The 18657-nt window shown below is 43.9% G+C and carries 11 protein-coding genes; 10 read left to right on the forward strand and 1 reads right to left on the reverse strand.

The window, feature by feature from the left end; all coding sequences use genetic code 11:
• Positions 1-436 precede the first annotated feature (436 nt).
• The 6 genes from J2T16_RS28055 (at position 437) to galU (ending at position 11648) form a co-directional block, all read left to right on the forward strand.
• Entirely contained in the window at positions 437-646 is a 210-nt protein-coding gene (locus tag J2T16_RS28055) for a hypothetical protein (RefSeq protein WP_090923015.1), read from the forward strand.
• 290 nt (positions 647-936) lie between these two features.
• A complete protein-coding gene (locus J2T16_RS28060) occupies positions 937-2106 on the forward strand; it encodes a S1C family serine protease (protein WP_221791335.1) in 1170 nt (389 codons plus the stop codon).
• 42 nt (positions 2107-2148) lie between these two features.
• A complete protein-coding gene (locus J2T16_RS28065) occupies positions 2149-4044 on the forward strand; it encodes a stalk domain-containing protein (RefSeq protein ID WP_499020085.1) in 1896 nt (631 codons plus the stop codon).
• 372 nt (positions 4045-4416) lie between these two features.
• The gene (locus J2T16_RS28070) at positions 4417-6930 is read left to right on the forward strand and encodes a U32 family peptidase (protein ID WP_336121796.1); all 2514 of its coding nucleotides are present in this window, start codon (positions 4417-4419) and stop codon (positions 6928-6930) included.
• A gap of 82 nt (positions 6931-7012) precedes the next feature.
• On the forward strand, positions 7013-10639 hold the full coding sequence (locus J2T16_RS28075) for a DEAD/DEAH box helicase (RefSeq protein WP_336121797.1): 3627 nt from the start codon (positions 7013-7015) through the stop codon (positions 10637-10639).
• A gap of 130 nt (positions 10640-10769) precedes the next feature.
• Positions 10770-11648, forward strand: coding sequence for a UTP--glucose-1-phosphate uridylyltransferase GalU (galU, locus tag J2T16_RS28080; protein WP_336122779.1), 879 nt, complete (start codon positions 10770-10772; stop codon positions 11646-11648).
• Positions 11649-11786: 138 nt separating this feature from the next.
• On the opposite strand, the gene J2T16_RS28085 is transcribed toward galU, so the two are convergent.
• Positions 11787-14255, reverse strand: coding sequence for an O-antigen ligase family protein (locus tag J2T16_RS28085; protein WP_499020089.1), 2469 nt, complete (start codon positions 14253-14255; stop codon positions 11787-11789).
• A gap of 174 nt (positions 14256-14429) precedes the next feature.
• On the opposite strand from J2T16_RS28085, the gene J2T16_RS28090 reads away from it, so the two are divergent.
• The 4 genes from J2T16_RS28090 to J2T16_RS28105 are packed head-to-tail and all read left to right on the forward strand — an operon-like array spanning position 14430 to position 18655.
• On the forward strand, positions 14430-15224 hold the full coding sequence (locus J2T16_RS28090; protein WP_123065397.1) for an ABC transporter permease: 795 nt from the start codon (positions 14430-14432) through the stop codon (positions 15222-15224).
• Complete coding sequence (locus tag J2T16_RS28095) at positions 15214-16482, forward strand: ArnT family glycosyltransferase (protein WP_161556969.1); 1269 nt, start codon at positions 15214-15216, stop codon at positions 16480-16482. The genes J2T16_RS28090 and J2T16_RS28095 overlap by 11 nt, the downstream gene beginning before the upstream one ends.
• A complete protein-coding gene (locus J2T16_RS28100; RefSeq protein WP_123065399.1) occupies positions 16479-16970 on the forward strand; it encodes a hypothetical protein in 492 nt (163 codons plus the stop codon). Before J2T16_RS28095 ends, J2T16_RS28100 begins: the two co-directional genes overlap by 4 nt.
• A 20-nt stretch (positions 16971-16990) precedes the next feature.
• A complete protein-coding gene (locus J2T16_RS28105; RefSeq protein ID WP_123065400.1) occupies positions 16991-18655 on the forward strand; it encodes a glycosyltransferase family 2 protein in 1665 nt (554 codons plus the stop codon).
• Positions 18656-18657 lie beyond the last annotated feature (2 nt).

Below are 18657 nucleotides of genomic sequence, written 5' to 3' on the forward strand. Positions count from 1 at the left end.
ATCTAAATCGTCTTTTCATGAACACTCTCCTCATTTCATTTAGTGTATCTGAGGTAGCTTCGAGTGTCCAATTGGATTAGGGGGCTTTAAAGCTCATGTTCGTTAGATTTTGATACAGGTGATAATCGCCCAAATAAGCTCCCTGGTGACCGTTAGAGCTGGGAGGTTGAGGTAACTGGCTCTGTCACCTACCCCTGGCTCTTTTTACATCTTGTTGCTACCCGTGTCTGTCATACCTTGACTGTTAATAAGAATGTTTAATGAAAGTGTTTACATATTAGACTGGATAAGCTTTTGCGAGCAAATCGGTCAATCTGGATTTTTTTCATTTTTCTGGATGATAGGGCTTGCATTACTAACAGGGTACAGATAACATAGAGGAAGAGTTTAGGGTATGTGTTGGTTGTTTAACTATGGTGAGGAGGTCTGTCTATCCATGCTGCTTGCAGAGGCTGCCACAGCGAGTACATCGAATTTTAATGCATTTGATATTTTTGTGATCTTGTTTACGATCCTGATTTTTATCGGATTGGTTCGGCTCCTTCGGGCACCGAAGAAAAATTTGTTTGCTATCGGGTTTACAGTTGTCAGTCTGCTGGTATTTTTGATGACAGACTACGCGATGATCACAGGTTGGTTTGGTTAATAGTAATATTAAGATGCATAGAAATAAGACCATGCAATAGTCATTTCGAACACTTTCCATGATGAATATGGAAGGTGTTTTTTCATGTCTGTATTCTCCGAAGGGAGGAAACTGAGAGAGTTTGATTATGTCGAAAAATAGCGAAAATTAAAACGATTGTATAGCCATAATTTGTATGATACATTGAAGGATACCGATATTGCAGATGAGAGAGAAGATAGATTCGGCCAGGAATCGGCTGTCCAGTCGCGCAAGAAGGATGTATAGAGTAGAGAGGGTCAGGTGAAGTCATGAAAAGGTTAGTAAAACGGGCAACAGCCATGATGATGGTTGTTGTGCTCTCCATTGGTGTGATGACGGCGACGGCTGGTGCAGCAGCATCCAAGACAGGCATGCAAGCCAAGGTAATCGACGGCCAGGTGTATGTGAATACGAAAGATTTGGTGAAGATGTTCGGCGGCAGTGGACAATACGATGCCAAATCAGGAACGTATACGTATAAGGGAAGCGAAGCCATTCCCAAAGTGATTGAGAAGGTATCTCCGTCTGTGGTTGGGATTATAGGTAAGACGACGGAAAACCAGAACGGATCGGCAAACGATCGTTATAATCTGGCACATGGCACAGGCGTTATCATTCGCGCTAATGGATGGATTGTGACGAACGCCCACGTGGTTGATCAGTTAGTAGATCCGGTCGTTGTCACGACAGACGGGAATACATATAACATTACAGAATCGTTCAGTGATCCGTTAAGTGACCTTGCGCTGATTAAAATTAACGCTAAAGCACTCAAACCTGCGGTCTTTGCTAAAGCTTCGCAAGCGGCTGTGGGCGAGACGGTAATTGCGATCGGCACGCCGATCTCCTTTTCATTGCGTAACTCAGCTACGGTTGGCGTGATCAGCGGTCTGAACCGTGGGGTGGAAGCGTCCTACCGCTTAATTCAAACAGACACGGCGATTAATCCCGGAAATAGTGGAGGGCCGCTCGTTAACTTAAAGGGAGAAGTCGTCGGTATTAACTCCATGAAATTCTCTGCCGTGGGCATCGAGAGCATGGGTTTCTCTATTCCTGTAGACACCGTGAACTTTGTCATCAATCAATTTTTTAAATATGGAACGATCAAACGGGCAAGTCTCGGATTACAGATGGAAGAGAGCTGGTCGGCCATTGTAGGTCTGCCTGCGGAAGATCCGTTGACGGTTACGAGTGTATTGAGTCCGGAAGCGAAGAAAGCCAAGATCAAGGAAGGGGATGCCATCTACAGCGTTGCGGGCAAACGTGTATCTTCGGTAGTCGATATCAATGAGCTACTCAAAGCCTACTTACCTGGACAAAAGGTAAAGCTGCTGGTGCAAACGGACGGAGACATCGTTACCCGCACATTGACACTTGTGGATCGAGCCTCTCTTGAGGAGCCGTCCGATGATTCGCTTTTAACGGATGAAGAACAATAAGCTTGGCAAGCAACCCGAATTGAGAGAGGACGAATGAACGGAATGAAGAAGTCATGGTTACGCGTGCTGAGCACGGGCGTATTAGCAGGGATGTTGCTGGCAAGCACAGCTCTGCCAGTATGGGCAGCTGATGATTTGATCACCAATGAGCTGCGTGTCAAAGCAGGAAGTACAAGTGCTTTTATGAATGGCAAGAAACAAAACATCACGAAACCCCTCACGATTAAAGGCGTGACATTGGTGCCTGTCGGCGTATTCAAAAAAGCCTTTGGCAGTGAAGTGCGGCTGGAGAAAAATGATGTCATCAAAATCAAGGAAGGTCCACACGTTGTGGCCTTGAGAATAGACAGTTCTATCGCATGGATTGACGGTGCCAAAGTGGAGATGGGGACTGCCCCCAAAATGGTGAATGGTGTGTTAATGGTTCCTCTTCGCCCGGTTGCGGCAGGAATCGGTGCAACGATTGCGCCGAACAGTTCGGGAGAGATCGTCATTCGTTTGCTTCAAAAGGGTGAGGGTGTGGATGAGGAGGGCATCGACCTGGACAAAGGGAAAACGAGAATTGGCAACAGCTATTATGGCTGGTCGATTCATTATCCAGCCGATCTTCTGGTGTTGCAAACGAATGAACAGGAACGCATGATGACCTTTGGCGCTACGGATGAAAGTTATTTTCTCGAAGTGTATGTGAGTGACCAGAATGTGGTACTGGATGCGGATGACTTGCTGACACAACTCGTGCAGGTGGCCAAACAGGCAGGAGATACGGTACTGGACCGTGAAGCGGTATCTAAAGGAAACAATCCTTATGCAAGAGTTGTCGTCAAAGATGCGGATGGCGTGTTGTGGGAGTTACGCCAGTACATTCATGACGGTCGTCAATATGATGTCTACTTGGCGGATTATGAGGCGATTAATTATAAAGATCTGGGCAAACATGCTTCATTGCTCAACTCTTTTGAACCAAGCTATTCTCAGTCAGATCGAACCATTAAGGATCTTTCCACGGTGGAGGACGACATGCGTGCGGCATGGAATGATGATTACGGAATTGAATTAAAGGTTCCAGCGGGCTGGTCCATGGACAATAATAACATGGTTTATAAAGATAAAGACGGTGCTTATTTGCAACTTCGAGTGACTTCAGCCAAGTCCGGTGCAACGGTGAAGGATTGGAGTGATCAGCTCGAGAAGTGGATGCGTGAAACTTTTACAGCCGAGAGTTATCAGCAAATTGGTTCATTTACAACGGAAATCTCTGGCGAAACTGCCGAGGTGAATGAATTCCGTTATAACTTCGGGTCAGGATGGCAGACGGAATATGATGTGCTTTTGCAGAAGAACGGATATCGTTACTACGCGGAGTATACGTTCCCTGAAGGACAGGCCGCAGACCGAGCATGGTTTGAACGAATTATGAAGAGTGTAGAGATTGATTTTGACACGGTAAAAGATAATTTCGGTCAGCTGGATGAAGATCCATATCTGACAGATAAAATGAAAACAATCACGCGTACGTCCAAAAACTATCATTACAGCGTGGATATTCCGCGCTACTGGACGCCGTATAGTGATCGGTTTGAAAGCTCACCAGTCGTTTATACCTTCACGGGTGGCAACTTCTCCATTGCAGCTACAGAGGACAAGTCGATTGAGATGACGGTTAGTCAGCTGAGAGAGGCCTATGCAGAGGCAGCCAAAACGCGAAAAAGCTTCAATCTGATCCGTAGCGAGCAACTGACCTTTGCAGGTGTACCGGCATTCTCCTTCACGTACCATGAAGTGGATAAGGGTGTGCCGTATACAGGTCGTCAGATTGTGTTTGAAAAGGATGGAATTACGTATACGATCACGAGTGGTCTGAACGATGCGAACCGTACGCAAGTGCAGGCAGCCATGCTGGAAAAAGCAGTGAACTCATTTACTTTTATTAAATAACAATATAGATGTGTAGAAATTGCCGGAGGGGTAAAGAACCTTCGGTTTTTCTTTGGCTGCGACTTTACAATGAATGGAATAAGGTATGTAAATATGTTGAGAATGAGTGGAATCTCTATGGAAAAATGATGAAAATGACAAACGGTTTTTTCAGGAAACCGTAGAAGAGTCGGTGCAGAAGTGGTACACTATACTAGTTCAGGAGTTATTACTGCTGATTTGAGAAATAGAGAGACTGTAGGCCTTGATTTCAGGCAATACAGACATAATGTATAGATATAGTGATACTTGACGTTGACAGCAATGCAGGCGTACCGAAATACAGGTACCAAGGGAAGAACACTGGCTGAGGCCGGTATGGGGAGGATCTACATGAAAACAGCAACAATACGAAGAGAAGACGTTGAGCTTCTGGCACCTGCAGGGGACTGGGATTGCATGCGTTCGGCGGTAGCCAACGGGGCGGATGCGATTTTCTTCGGGGTCGAAAAATTCAATGCACGGGCACGAGCGAACAATTTCCGTATGGACGAGCTACCGGAGATTATGGCGTTTTTGCACAGTTACGGCGTAAAAGGGTTCCTGACCTTTAATATATTGATCTTTGAAAATGAGTTGAAAGATGCCAAAGAACTCATCGATGCCTGCGTAGATGCGGGTGTGGATGCTGTGATCGTACAGGATCTGGGTCTGGTCAAAATGATTCGTGAGATTTCGCCGGACTTTCCGATTCACGGTTCCACGCAGATGACGATTACGTCGCCTGAAGCGGTAGAGTTTACCAAGCCGTTTGACATGGAACGTGTCGTACTTGGACGGGAAAACAATTTGAAGCAGATTCAAAAGATTGGTGATCAAGCGAAACTTCCGATGGAAGTATTCGTGCATGGCGCACTTTGCGTATCCTATTCGGGTCAGTGTCTGACTTCCGAAATGTGGGGCGGACGTTCCGCGAACCGTGGAGAATGTGCGCAGGCGTGTCGTCTGCCGTACGATCTGATGGTGGATGGTGTTCACCAGCCGATGGGGGATGTGGCGTATCTGTTGTCTCCCAAAGACCTGGCAGCCATTGATATCATGCCGGAATTGATTGAAGCGGGCGTAACGTCTTTCAAAATTGAAGGTCGACTCAAAACGCCAGAGTACGTGGCGAACGTAGTTAGCAAATATCGCAAAGCGATTGACCGTTATTTTGACGGTGACAATACACGGACAAGCAAAGAAGAGATTCGTGAGTTGCAACAGAGCTTCTCGCGTGGATTCACACATGGTTTTCTGGACGGCACGAACAACAAACAGCTGGTAGACGGGACGTTCCCGAAAAGCCGCGGCGTTTACCTGGGTCGTGTAGATCAAGTGCTGCGTGATGGTGTTGTGCTGAAACTGGATGCACCTGTGAAACGTGGAGACGGCATCGTGTTCGACGCTGGTGATCCAACGAAAAAAGAAGAGGGCGGACGTGTATATGATGTACGCCGCAAAGGTGTGAAGATCGAAGGCGAAGCCGGCGAAGGCTGGATCGTGGACATCGTACCAGGCCGCAGTGATGTAGACTTGCGCCGCGTAAAAGTCGGCGATAAGGTATGGAAAACCAATGACCCTGCGCTCGACAAACGTTTGCGTCAAAGCTTTGAGACCGACAAACCTTACCGTGTCTTCCCGGTCAAAGTGAAAGTCATCGGCAGCCCGGGGCAACCGCTCAGCACGTGGTGGACCGACGTGCAGAAGGGAACGACCGTGCGCGTAGATTCGGAGATGGAACTGGACATTGCCCAGAAACGTCCGATGACCCATGAATTGCTCGAGGAGCAATTCGGACGTCTCGGCGGCACCGTGTTCCAGCTTGAGGATCTGGACGTCAATCTGCACGGTGACGTCATCATTCCGATGCGCGAGTTGAACAATATTCGCCGTCAGGCGGTCGAACAACTCGCGGGCGAGCGCCCGAAACCGCCCGTCTACGTGAAACGGGCGGTGGACGTGTACGGCGATGCGGCACAACCGGCATCGCCAGTAGCTCGCGGTCAAGCAGAGCTGACCGCGCTGTGCCGCAGCCTGCCACAAGTGGAGGCAGCGCTGGAAGCTGGCGTCGGCATGATCTACGCCGACTTCGAGTTCATCAAGCAATTCCCGGCAGCCGTGGATGCTGTACATGCTGCAGGTCGCAAAATCGCGCTGGCTACGCCGCGTATTCATATGCCTGGCGAGAACGGCTATCACAACAATATCTTGCGTTTGGAGCCGGATGCGGTTCTCGTTCGTAATACAGGTGCGCTTTACTTCTACCTGCGTCACCGTAGACTGAACCCGGATGCGAAGCATCCGCAGCTGATCGGGGACTTCTCCTTGAACATCGCCAACCACAAGGCAGTGGAATTGTTTCTGGAAGCAGGTTGCGACTGGATCACCCCGTCATATGACCTGAACATTCAGCAGATGGTTGATCTGCTCGGTAACTCCCGTACAAATCAGACCGAAGTGGTAATTCATCAGCATCTGCCGATGTTCCACACGGAGCACTGCGTGTACTGTACGTTTATGAGTGAAGGCACCGACTATACGAACTGCGGACGTCCTTGCGAAGAAAAGCGGGCTTCCCTGCAAGACCGAATTGGGATGTCTCACCCGGTACGTGTGGATGAAGGCTGCCGTAACACGGTATATAATGCCGTAGAACAGTCTGGTGCAGAGTATCTGACTAACTTTATGGATCTGGGTGTATCCCGTTACCGGGTCGAGTTCCTGGAAGAGACACCGGAGCAGGTGAAGGAAGTTATCGACCTGTACAACCGTGCACTACGCGGCGAGATCAGCGGAACACAAGTATGGAAAACCCTGAAAGCAACGAACCAATTGGGCGTTACACGCGGCCAACTGGTGAAATAATAAGCAACCCCAATCTCTGCTTTACGGAGCTCTTGGGGTTTTTTCTATAAAAGCGGCATCGGCAACCAAGGAGGTGTGAAGCGTGGCTCCATTTACGATGATGGATATCAAATTGCTGTGCGGGGTCACGGCATTCAAACACGGTGAAGAATATCAACAGTCTGGGAGGATTGGCAAGCTCGCTGTGAGTGAAGACCGACGTCATTATCAAGCCGTTGTCCGAGGGACAGAAGTCTACGAAGTAAAGGTAGACCTGGACGATGCGGGAGAGATTGAAGCGCATTGCAACTGCCCTGCATATGGCAACTATTATGACTACTGCAAACATATTGCGGCTGTTCTGCTTGCTATTCATGAACGTGAGGATACACCAGAGCCATCCAGCGGCAGAGGGACACCATCAAAAGTGGGCACACTGGTCGAAGAAGAGAAATGGGAACGGCCTTATTCAGATTTAATATCTACTGCACAAGGTCAGCAATCGCAGCAATTGGAGCAACCACATCAACCGAATCAACCGCAACAGCATAAGCCGCAGTCGTTGTCCCCTTCTCCTTTTGCACAGGCAGGTCGTCCGAGTTCAGCCTCAGGCTGGGGCCGCTCTGCGGACAAACCGTCCTACCGTACGGCAGACCAGATTTTATCCTTGTTTGCGAAGGATCGCAGATTGCCGCATGAACGAGAGTCAAAATACACAGCACCGGTTACCCGCTCTATGCTACGAGAAGAATTACAGATACAGTTCATCTGCAAGCTGGTACATGTGCATAAAGGCGGAGCCAAGCTGGCGCTTGAATTAAAAGTGGGCAACAAACGACTCTATGTCGTGCAGAAGGTCAAGCAGTTCCTGAACTGTATTGAAAAGGGCGAGCCCATGTCCTTCACCAAGCTGTTTCATTATGATCCGCTGCTACATGTGTTTCGGGCGGAAGATCAGGCTATCCTTTCCATGCTCATTCGTATGAGACAGAGTGAAGAGGCATACCGTGAATCGATTTCCGGTTATCTGGGTGCTTCGGACGGTCGCGATATCCTGATCGCTCCAATTGTCTGGAAGCCACTGCTGGAGTTGCTTATGCAAGCGGATAGCCGCATGGAGGGCACCGGACTGGCAAATGGTCCGTTAACCCTAAGCGAGGGAGCATTGCCTCTATTTTACCGGATCGCAGAGGGGGCGAATGAAGGGTATCAGCTGGAGGTGTCAGGACTGCGTGAGTTGATTCTGCTTCCGGCATATGATGCGGCAGTCGTTGAGGGGCAGTTCTATATGTTAGAACCGACGCAGATGAGAAGTCTGGAGGACCTGAACAGTGCGCTCACATCCTACGGCATTAAAGAAAGCATTGATATCTCGTCACAGCAGGTGGATGAGTTTGTGCAGCATGTTGTACCGGAGCTACGGACTTTGGGGCATCTGTCGATTGATTCCCATGTGCGCGAACAGATTGCCGAACCCGAGTTGTCACCGAAGCTGTATATCGACTTTTACCGGGAACGCATTACAGCACGTCTGGAATTCGATTATGGCGTCATGGTCATTAACCCGCTGGCAGAGTATTTGATTAACGAGGAAGAAAAGAAAGTCATCTTGATCCGTGACCGCTTCAAGGAACGCAATCTCATCGAGAGACTGGATCGTTCTTTTCTGGAGCGGGAGGGGAGTGTCTGGGCAAGCGAACGTGAGGACGCCATCTATGATGTGATGTATCACCTGTTGCCTGAGCTCGAGAAGCTGGCCGATATCTATATGCCGAATGCCGTGAAAGCGATGATGCCAACGTATCCGGTACCGCCGAAGGTTCGTGCTGATCTGGGAAAAGGACTGGACTGGCTGGAGATTTCCTTCGAGATGGAGGGAGTCGACGAGCAAGAGTTGCAAGAACTGATGCGCAGCATTGTGGAAAAGAAAGCTTTCTTCCGCCTGCGAAGCGGTGTCTTTCTGTCACTTGAAAATGATGGCGCGAGCAGCTTCGCTCACATGGCTGACGCGCTTGGACTGGAAGCAAAGGATATCCAGAGCAGCCATATCCGGTTGCCTGCCGTGAGAGCGTTGCAGCTTCCGGGCAGAGATGAGGTTTCGGGTCATGTGAAATGGGGAGGCTCGCTCAAACGTTTCCTCGATGATCTGCGTGATCCTGACCGGATGGACTTTCCGTTGCCTCAGACGCTGGCGCCCGTGCTGCGGGATTACCAGGCAAGCGGGTATCAGTGGCTTCGTACGCTCGCACATTACCGATTTGGCGGCATTCTGGCAGATGATATGGGACTGGGTAAAACACTGCAAAGTATCGCCTACATCACAGCTTCATTACAGGAGAGACCCGTGTATGAGCAGGGACAAGAGGCAGGGCTACCAGCTGATAAACACAACTCCATTTCTAATAATTGGACCATGGATGGGTCTAAGCAGGCTTACTTGGCTAACGTCAGTGGAACGATAGATGATGCATGGCACACCTCGCAGCAAGACGGTCTGACCATTCGCACGCGAATGACACATCCGCCGGTATTGGTTGTTGCGCCTGCTTCATTAACGTACAACTGGGCGAATGAGTTTGCACGGTTTGCTCCGCATTTGAATGTCTTAATCGCCGCAGGACAGAAGGATGAACGCGCCAGCATGCTGGCGGATATGGACAAGGCGGATGTGATCGTGACATCGTATCCGTTGCTACGACGTGATCTGGATACGTATTTGGGAAGAACTTTTCATACCCTGATTCTGGACGAGGCACAGGCAGTCAAAAATGCATCGTCCCAGACAGCGCAAGCCGTCAAACAAATTCAGGCGCCGCGCCGTTTTGCCCTGACAGGTACACCCGTCGAGAATTCACTGGATGAACTGTGGTCTATTTTTGAAGCCGTATTTCCGGGTTTATTCCCGAGCTACAGAAGATTTCGTGACTTGCCGCCAGAACGCATCTCGCGTATGGTACGTCCGTTCATTCTCCGTCGTTTGAAGAAAGATGTATTGGAAGAATTGCCGGATCGGATTGAGACGGTGCAACGCTCTGAGCTGACGGTCGAACAGAAAAAGCTTTACGCAGCGTATCTCTCTCAGCTTCAGGATGAGACAACTAAGGACATGGAGGACAACGGTTTCCAGAAAAATCGGATCAAAATTTTGGCCGGTATCACTCGCCTGCGTCAGTTATGTTGTCACCCGGCACTATTTGTGGACGGATATCAAGGGGATTCCGGGAAAATGGAGCAACTGCTGGAGACCGTCCAGGACTGTCTGGCCGCTGGCAAACGCATTCTGATCTTCTCCCAGTTTGCAAGTATGCTTAACCTCATTCGTCAGACTCTTACAGCGCAAGGCAACAGCTTGTTTTATCTGGATGGACAAACCCCTGCCCAGAGTCGTGTAGACATGTGCCGCAGGTTTAATGAGGGAGAAGCTGAACTGTTTCTGATCTCGCTCAAGGCTGGTGGAACCGGACTGAACCTGACGGGAGCCGATACCGTCATATTATATGATCTGTGGTGGAATCCCGCCGTGGAGGAACAGGCGATTGGAAGAGCTCATCGTATGGGGCAGAAACAAGTGGTTCAGGTGATTCGTCTTGTGACGGAGGGCACGATTGAAGAGAAGATTTTGGAGTTGCAACAGCGGAAAAAGGATTTGATTGCTGAGGTCATTGAACCGGGCGATGGAGGATCAACGACATTATCCGAGCAGGATATTCGCGAGTTGTTAATGGTGTAGAGAAAACTCGATTTTTATACAACGATTGTTAATAAATTTGTGGTAATGTATAGAGAAATGCACCGCTTTTACCAACTCATTAATCGTGTTATCCCTATACTATCTTGATCCAGCCAAAGGAGTGTTTCCTATACGTATCCGCAAAGCGATTATTCCAGCCGCCGGACTGGGAACCCGGTTCTTGCCTGCCACCAAGGCCATGCCGAAAGAAATGCTGCCCATTGTGGACAAGCCGACCATTCAATACATTATTGAAGAAGCCGTTGCCTCCGGAATCGAAGATATTATTATCGTGACAGGGAAAGGGAAACGGGCGATCGAGGACCACTTTGATTATTCCTTTGAACTTGAACAGAATCTCGCAGACAAACAGAAGTGGGATCTGCTGAACGAAGTGCGTAAACCTTCCGAGATGGCTGACATCCATTATATCCGGCAAAAGGAACCGAAAGGACTTGGTCACGCGATCTGGTGTGCTCGCAAGTTTATTGGCAATGAACCGTTTGCCGTCCTGCTCGGGGACGACATTGTTGAAGCGGATCACCCATGCTTGCAGCAGATGATTGAAGTCTATGACGAACTGCAGTCCCCGATTGTCGGCGTGCAACCTGTCGATTGGAGTGAAGTATCCCGTTACGGTATTATCGATGGAGAGTTGCTAACTCGTACGGATGAACGTGTTTTCAGAGCGCGACGTTTGATTGAAAAGCCGAGAACGGAGGATTCTCCTTCGAATCTGGCGATTATGGGCCGTTATATTCTTACTCCCGATATTTTTGAAATCTTGGGCAGGCAGTCTGCCGGTGTAGGCGGGGAGATTCAGTTGACCGATGCTTTATCCCGTCTGAATGAGCAAAGACAGATTCTCGCGTATCATTTTGATGGCTTGCGCCATGATGTGGGTGAGAAGTTAGGTTTTATTGAAACATCCATCCACTATGCACTCCAGCGACCTGATCTACGGGAAGATTTGCTGAAGTATTTGAAAGATATCGTGGTATCAGACTGATTAACGAATTTATTCATTACTTAAGTTATCAATCCACTATTTCTTTGGAGCGTTTCTACTATGGACAAGACGAAAAAAGGTTTGCCTTATAAGGCAAACCTTTTTTATATAACACCATAACAACAAGTGTGGATGATTCTAATTAAAAGTTAATTCAGCAATTCGTTTAATTTCGTCTGCTTCACTGGATGAGATGGCAATCAGTTTGTTATATAGAGCCTCGTCCATTTTAAATTCTCGTTTGAGCGAAGCGAGGTACCAACGAGCAATTTCACGATTTGTCGCATCCGTCAGATCTTCGGCAATTCCCGTTTTAAGTACAGCGGTAGCTCCTGGAAGATCGTTGGACATGTACTTCATTTTCCCGGCATTGAGAATCATCGTTGGTGTGACTTGAAATGGCTGACCTTGAAGCTGTCCTTTAGGGAGAGTTTTAAGGTGCTCTACTCCATCTACTACATGCTGATATGCCTCAATTCCCGAAGTGAAATAAGCATTCTTTTTTGTAGTATCCCCTTGTCCAAGTGCCTGATACCCCAGATCGAATGATCGGCTGATCAATTGCTCATACCAGTCCATATCCCAAATATAGTTGTTTGCATATTCTTTTCGTAGTGCATACGCTTGGTCATTTTCGCCTTTCAGTTCATATATGCCAATGAGTTGTTTTACCATACCTTTATTATATGGTTCTGCTTCGAGGCCACGCTGCAACAATTGCACGGCTTCTGTGTAGAATTGCTCATCTTTCGTTTGCGTGTAGCCTTGTTGATAAAGTGACGCTAGAAGCATTAGTGAATCCGGATGTGTGCTACGGATGGACAAATCCTTGTCCAGCGGAGCTTTGATTTGCCGGAAATCTTGACTGCTCCTCGCGAGCTCATTACCTTCAATCGCATAATGATTAGCTTGTAGGAATCGAACAGAAACGATGAGAAGCACAATGATCGCTATTCCAGCAATTATACTGTACACTCCGCGTGCCGCAGCTTCTCCCATTTTTAAACGACGAGTTGGTTGAGGCTCAATCGCGGCACTCATGCCTCCAAGACCAAGGAATACCAGCATTCCAATAAAGACATAACTCATGTTGAAATCAAGAAGACTGAGCACGAGGATGGACATGGAAAGAATAAAGTATACGAAATGTGATTCGCGATCCTCTTCATTCCGTCTGACATACGATCGTACATATTGATAGAAAACATATAGTATAAACGCCATAAATACTAAAAATCCGATGAGGCCAACCTCAACAAGATATTGCATGAAAAAGTTATGTGCTTGGGCACTGACATAAGGATTGTTCTGATACTTTTCATACAATGCAGTCCATGCTCCGCCACCTGCCCCGATTACAGGATAATCGGCAAATAGTTTCGTGGCATCTTTGTAGAATGTGATACGTTCAAGCACACTGTGCTGCTGGAAGTTGATATTCTCAAGTCGTGTGCTAATACTGTCCGGCAAAATGTTACGCACACCCGTACCGAGCAAAAGAACAGCAATCACAACGGTTAGAACTACAGAACCTAGCGGGATCCATACACTGGATGCTTTTCGAGCTGACCAAGATTGAAGCTTAGCTTCCAGCATAGGGGCTACAAGTCGCTGAATCGCCCAACACAACAATGCAACAACAAGCGAGGCTCCAATAAGGATGGCCCAGCTCTTGGCTGCAAGAGAACCTGTGAACTGCTTTTGAAGTTCAATTCCTGCAGTGTTAATCGGGTTTAAAACCAATAGAGTGCCAATTGCCGAAACGGCACAATAGATAAACCATAGAATTTGTTTGGTTGGTTTAAGCAAAAATAATAGGATAACAAATACGATAGGCAACATTACAAGTCCTGTACGAGAGAGCGTCAGAAGCAATGACAGAATAATGGGAACAAGCATGAAGCCATGCAACAGTTGTGTGAATATTCTTTTGGAACGAATCATGCTGAAGATGGAAATAAACAGAAAGGCCATTAGAAATGCTGCGTATGTATTGGGATACTGAAACACGGACGCAAGCCTCGCACCGTTGGAATCATTCCAGATGGCCTGGTTGTATACACCATTAATTACGCCAGCGGAAAACCATCCAACTAACTTACCTGCAAAATTGAAAGCTCCCAGCCAATTTAACATACCAAAACCGACGATAACATATGCAATACCTATTAAGGAAGATTGTATGATATGATTGATTTTGTTGTTTTGAAGCAGGTACATTGTCATCACAAAAATCATGGCATAGATACATTGGATAAGAATCATATTATTCGCCAAGTATTCTGATGCTGCATTAATTAGTGATAGTACATAAGTAAGAGGGAGTAATATAACGGCTACTTTGAGCCAATCTTGCTGTGTTTCTAACTTCATCTGTTTAAAGTAGATTGCCACCCAAAGGATGAACAGGAGGGTCGTAATGGCAACAGCCCAATAAATGGGTGCCTCAAATTGCAACAATTGACCATTAAATAGCGCAACTTGGAAAGCGGACCAGAGTAAAAATAAGATAAGCCCTATGAACAATGACCATAAGAGCACCGATGCCGAATTGGCTGTAACTTTACTCGACGTTTTCAATTGTTTTCCGTATACTGGATTCGACAAAGTTTGATTCTCCTTTTCTGGTAGATACGACATTATTTTAGCATATGTGGATCGAATGTGTTACACCAAAGATCAATATTTTTCATTAGTTAGAAGAGACAGTTATCACATGTAGCCAAATTAAAAAATTGAATATTAGAATCGAATAAACTAAAGATTGAATGGAGACTAAGAATGTTAAGATTTTTGAACTCTTTACAACAAAACAAATATCTCATTAAAAATATGGTTGTTAGAGATATAAGACAAAGGTATTCTGGATCCGCGCTAGGGTTATTATGGTTCTTTATTCAACCAATATCAATGATTCTTATCTATACATTTGTGTTTTCTTTTGTGCTCAAAGCAAAATTAGGACCAGAATTTGGTGGACTCAATTTTTCTGTTTGGCTTGTGAGTGGCCTTGTACCGTGGATGTACTTTAATGAAGTTATTGTTAGATCTACTGGTTCTCTTATTGACAATGCATCTTTAATAAAAAAAACTATATTTAACACAAAGTGGACAGTATTTTCATATTTACTAACAGGATTATTTACTTTTATCGTTTTTTTTCTGGTAGTAATATTGTTGCTGATCATTTTTAGAGTTTCGGTTAGCTGGGGAATATTGTTGATTGCTCCTTATCTAATTTTGCTAAGCGTATTTATGTTCGGTCTGTCTTTAGCTTTAGCTGCACTAAATGTTTACTTGAGGGATATAAATCAGTTTTTATCAGTGTTTCTTAATGTGTGGTTTTATCTTACTCCGATAGTGTACCCGATTAATATAATACCAGAAAAATATAGATTTTTTCTTGAAATAAACCCATTATATCATTTCATTAATAATTTTAGACTGATTGTGCTGGCTACAGGTGAGATGAATGTTTCATCGTTTCTCTATATGTCATGTTGGGCTTTTATTAGTATTTTCTTCGGTCTTAAAATTTTCAATAAGTTAAAGGATGGGTTTGCGGATGTACTTTAAGCATAAGCTAAATAACAAGACGGTATTGATTTTAATAGTATTTTTGGCACTTATTGTTCGCTGTGTATATTTTTATATGACTCCACTACCATTGAACCCAGAGGGACTATTGAGCTTTTATCCTGATGAAAATGTATACTATAACAATTATTTATTAATAGAACAAAAAGGTTTTTTTTATGCACTATTGGATGAACAATCTTTGTGGACTGCACCTTTAAATCCGATATATATTTACTTACTATCTGGAGTAACAAGTCAACCTATTCTTTTTATTAGGATATTCAATATTTTGGTAGCAGCTTTCAGCATAGTTCCAATCTACAAAATTGCTATTAAATTGTTTAATCATAAAGTTGCAGTTTTTTCTTCATTATTTATGGCTCTCTACTTTCCCTTAATTGAAATTGCTCCAACATTATTAACTGAGCCAATATATATTTTCTTTATACTTATGGCAAGTTACTGGTCGTTGCTAGCTATTAGCCAAGACGGTGTAAAGTTATATGTGTATGCTGGTTTATTCATGGCACTCGCGACATTAACAAGATCAACATTTTTACTGGCCCCATTTTTTCTGCTTCTAGTCATGTATTTAGTATTTAAGAGCAACAGAAAGATAATTAGGGGTTTAGTGGTATTATTAATTTCTTTCGGTGTAGTAGTCGGTCCATTTATTCTTAAAAACTATATTTTGTTTGACCGATTTGCTATAAACAATGGCTCAGGCGCCGTTTTGTTTCTAGGTTCAAGGGCTGATACGGAAGGAGACGAGCCGCCGTATCGGGGCAAGGAGTATTCTACCTATGAGATAACAGCACCGTATACACATCTTCAATCTGAAGGTGATGATCGTTTAAAGGAAGTGGCAATAAACAATATCAGAGATCATCTATTTGGGTATGTTTACTGGGATGTAAAAAAAATAGGACGATTGCTCGTTGGGAATAATCATTATTGGTATTTTCCTTTTAATAATATTGTTGATTATTACCACAATTTGGGTTTTGGGAAATCGGCACTTAGGTTATTAAATATGCTGGGTGTGATAATTATCGTAGTGCTGGGGTTATATGAAATGCTTGTAAGAAATATAAAACAGGTTTTAGTGAACCCTGTGACATTAATATTTATTTATCACACATTAATATATTTACCTTTCTTAGTGAATCATAGATACGGACTTCCTTTGGTGTGTTTGCTCTCTATGTTCTGCGGGATGTTTTTTTTCAGAGAAAAGGTGGGGTCTAGTTCATGAGGAAAATAATGTATTTTATCCTAATTTTGTTGATTTTCATTGTATTCTTCTATAATACAAATGTGTATCCAAAATTGTATGCTTGGTATGCATCAACTCAAATAAACTATGTTGAAAAGAGTATAAAGTTAAATACAGCAAATTATCAAAACATAAGAGACATAAAAGTCAGTGAAAGTTCAATAACGGGTGAGGGAGAGAATAATGATCCCTCAATAATTATACCTTTAGATGACGGGCCTGTAACTACTATTAATTTTGATATAACTGTCTTACAGGATGACACTGTTCAGGTTTTCTATCTCGATAAAGACAACTCTTCTTTTAATGAAATCCATTCTTTAAAAACATTAGTTCATAACGGGGATAACGTGGTGACTTTAAAAATACCGATTGAAGCATCCTTGAAGCCAATGATTTCTATTAGAATTGATCCAGTTCAGACCAATCAAAGGTTTTCAATAAAGAACTTATATATTAACAAATAAACGTATGTAGGAGTAAATAAATGGTGAAATTCGGCTTTGTATTTAGTAAAATTTCTAGATTGATTCACAATAAGGTATTGCATAATTCTATGGAGAATATAGACAGCTATAATGCGTGGAGAAAGAAACATGAAGAAAAAAGAACGATGATAAGCAGTAAGTTCTCTTATCAACCTAAAATTTCTGTATTGATGCCAGTATATAATGTAGATGTTAATTGGCTTATGAAAGCAGTAGAATCTGTAGAGAAACAAAGGTACAGCAATTGGGAGTTGTGCATTGTTGATGATTGTTCGAGTAACAAGCTGATTAGAGAATATCTCCTTATGAAAGAAAGTGAGAAAATAAAAGTTAAATTTTTAGAAAAAAATTCTCATATATCTATTACTTCTAATGAGGCTTTCGAATTGTCGACTGGAGAATTTATTGCACTGTTAGACCACGATGATGAAATTCATGAGAATGCTCTCCTAGAAGTTGTAACAGTGTTGAATCATGATAATATGATAGATTTAATCTATTCTGATGAAGATAAATTATCAATGGAATCTGAAAGGATGCAACCTGCTTTCAAAACACACTGGAATTCTGAACTTTTGTTTTCATTTATGTATGTTGGGCATCTAGGTGTTTACAGAAGGAGAATTGTTGAAGAAATAGGTGGGTTTCGTGTAGGGTTCGAAGGTGCCCAAGATTATGATCTAATACTTAGATTTACTGAGAAGACAAATCGTGTTTATCATATACCTAAAATTCTTTACCATTGGAGAATGATACCGGGTTCAACTGCTGTAGAAGTTAATAGTAAGAGCTATGCTTATGATAGAGGAAGAATAGCGCTCTATCAGTCTCTATTACGAAGAGGTCATAATTGTTCTGGAGTTGAAGAGGATCCATTTATAAGAGGGAATTATCGTCCATTGCTGAGATTAAACAAAAAAAATCCAATCGCGATTTTTTTAATCGCATTATCAAATAATAAAAGTTTGATCCAAGAAAGAATTAGGGATATTGAGTCGTTAAATACGGACATAGAGTATGATATTATTGTTTTTTCTACAGACCCAATTGATTTAATGGGAATAAAAAATATAACTTACAGTTACAATAAGCTTTTTGTTGAAATGTATAAATACCTCATCAATTTTGAACATATAGAGAGCTTTGTGTTTATTAAAGATACTATTGCTGCTCAAAATTCTAACTGGCTAGAAGGACTTCTAGTTTACTCAGAACGAGATGATGTTGGCTGTGTTTCTGGGAAAATAGTGTCACAATCAGGTAAAATAAGTTACTCGGGTTCCTTTATTGAGAATGGTTGTAAGATTTATCCTAACTTCAATGATAATAAGGATGAATTCGGGTATTTGGGGAGGATAAGAAGGGTGCAGAATGTCACATTTGCATCTTCAAACTGTTTTTCTGTAAGATCTACCTTATTTAAGAATTATATGCTTGAAAATTTGTCCCTCCATGATTTTGATGGATTTAATCTTTACTTAATCACAGAAAATATTGGAAATATTTATAATCCTTATTTTGAGTTTGTTACTTCAAACATGGATTATGATAACGATGGACAATTAGCCCCACATGGAAAAGAGTTGCTAGTCGGTTTTGAAGAAGATAGATATTTGAATCCAAACACTAAATTTGAAAATGGAAAAATACTCATTAATATTTAGTT

It is taken from the genome of Paenibacillus intestini (assembly GCF_030803945.1).
GTDB classification, from domain to species: Bacteria; Bacillota; Bacilli; order Paenibacillales; family Paenibacillaceae; genus Paenibacillus; species Paenibacillus polysaccharolyticus.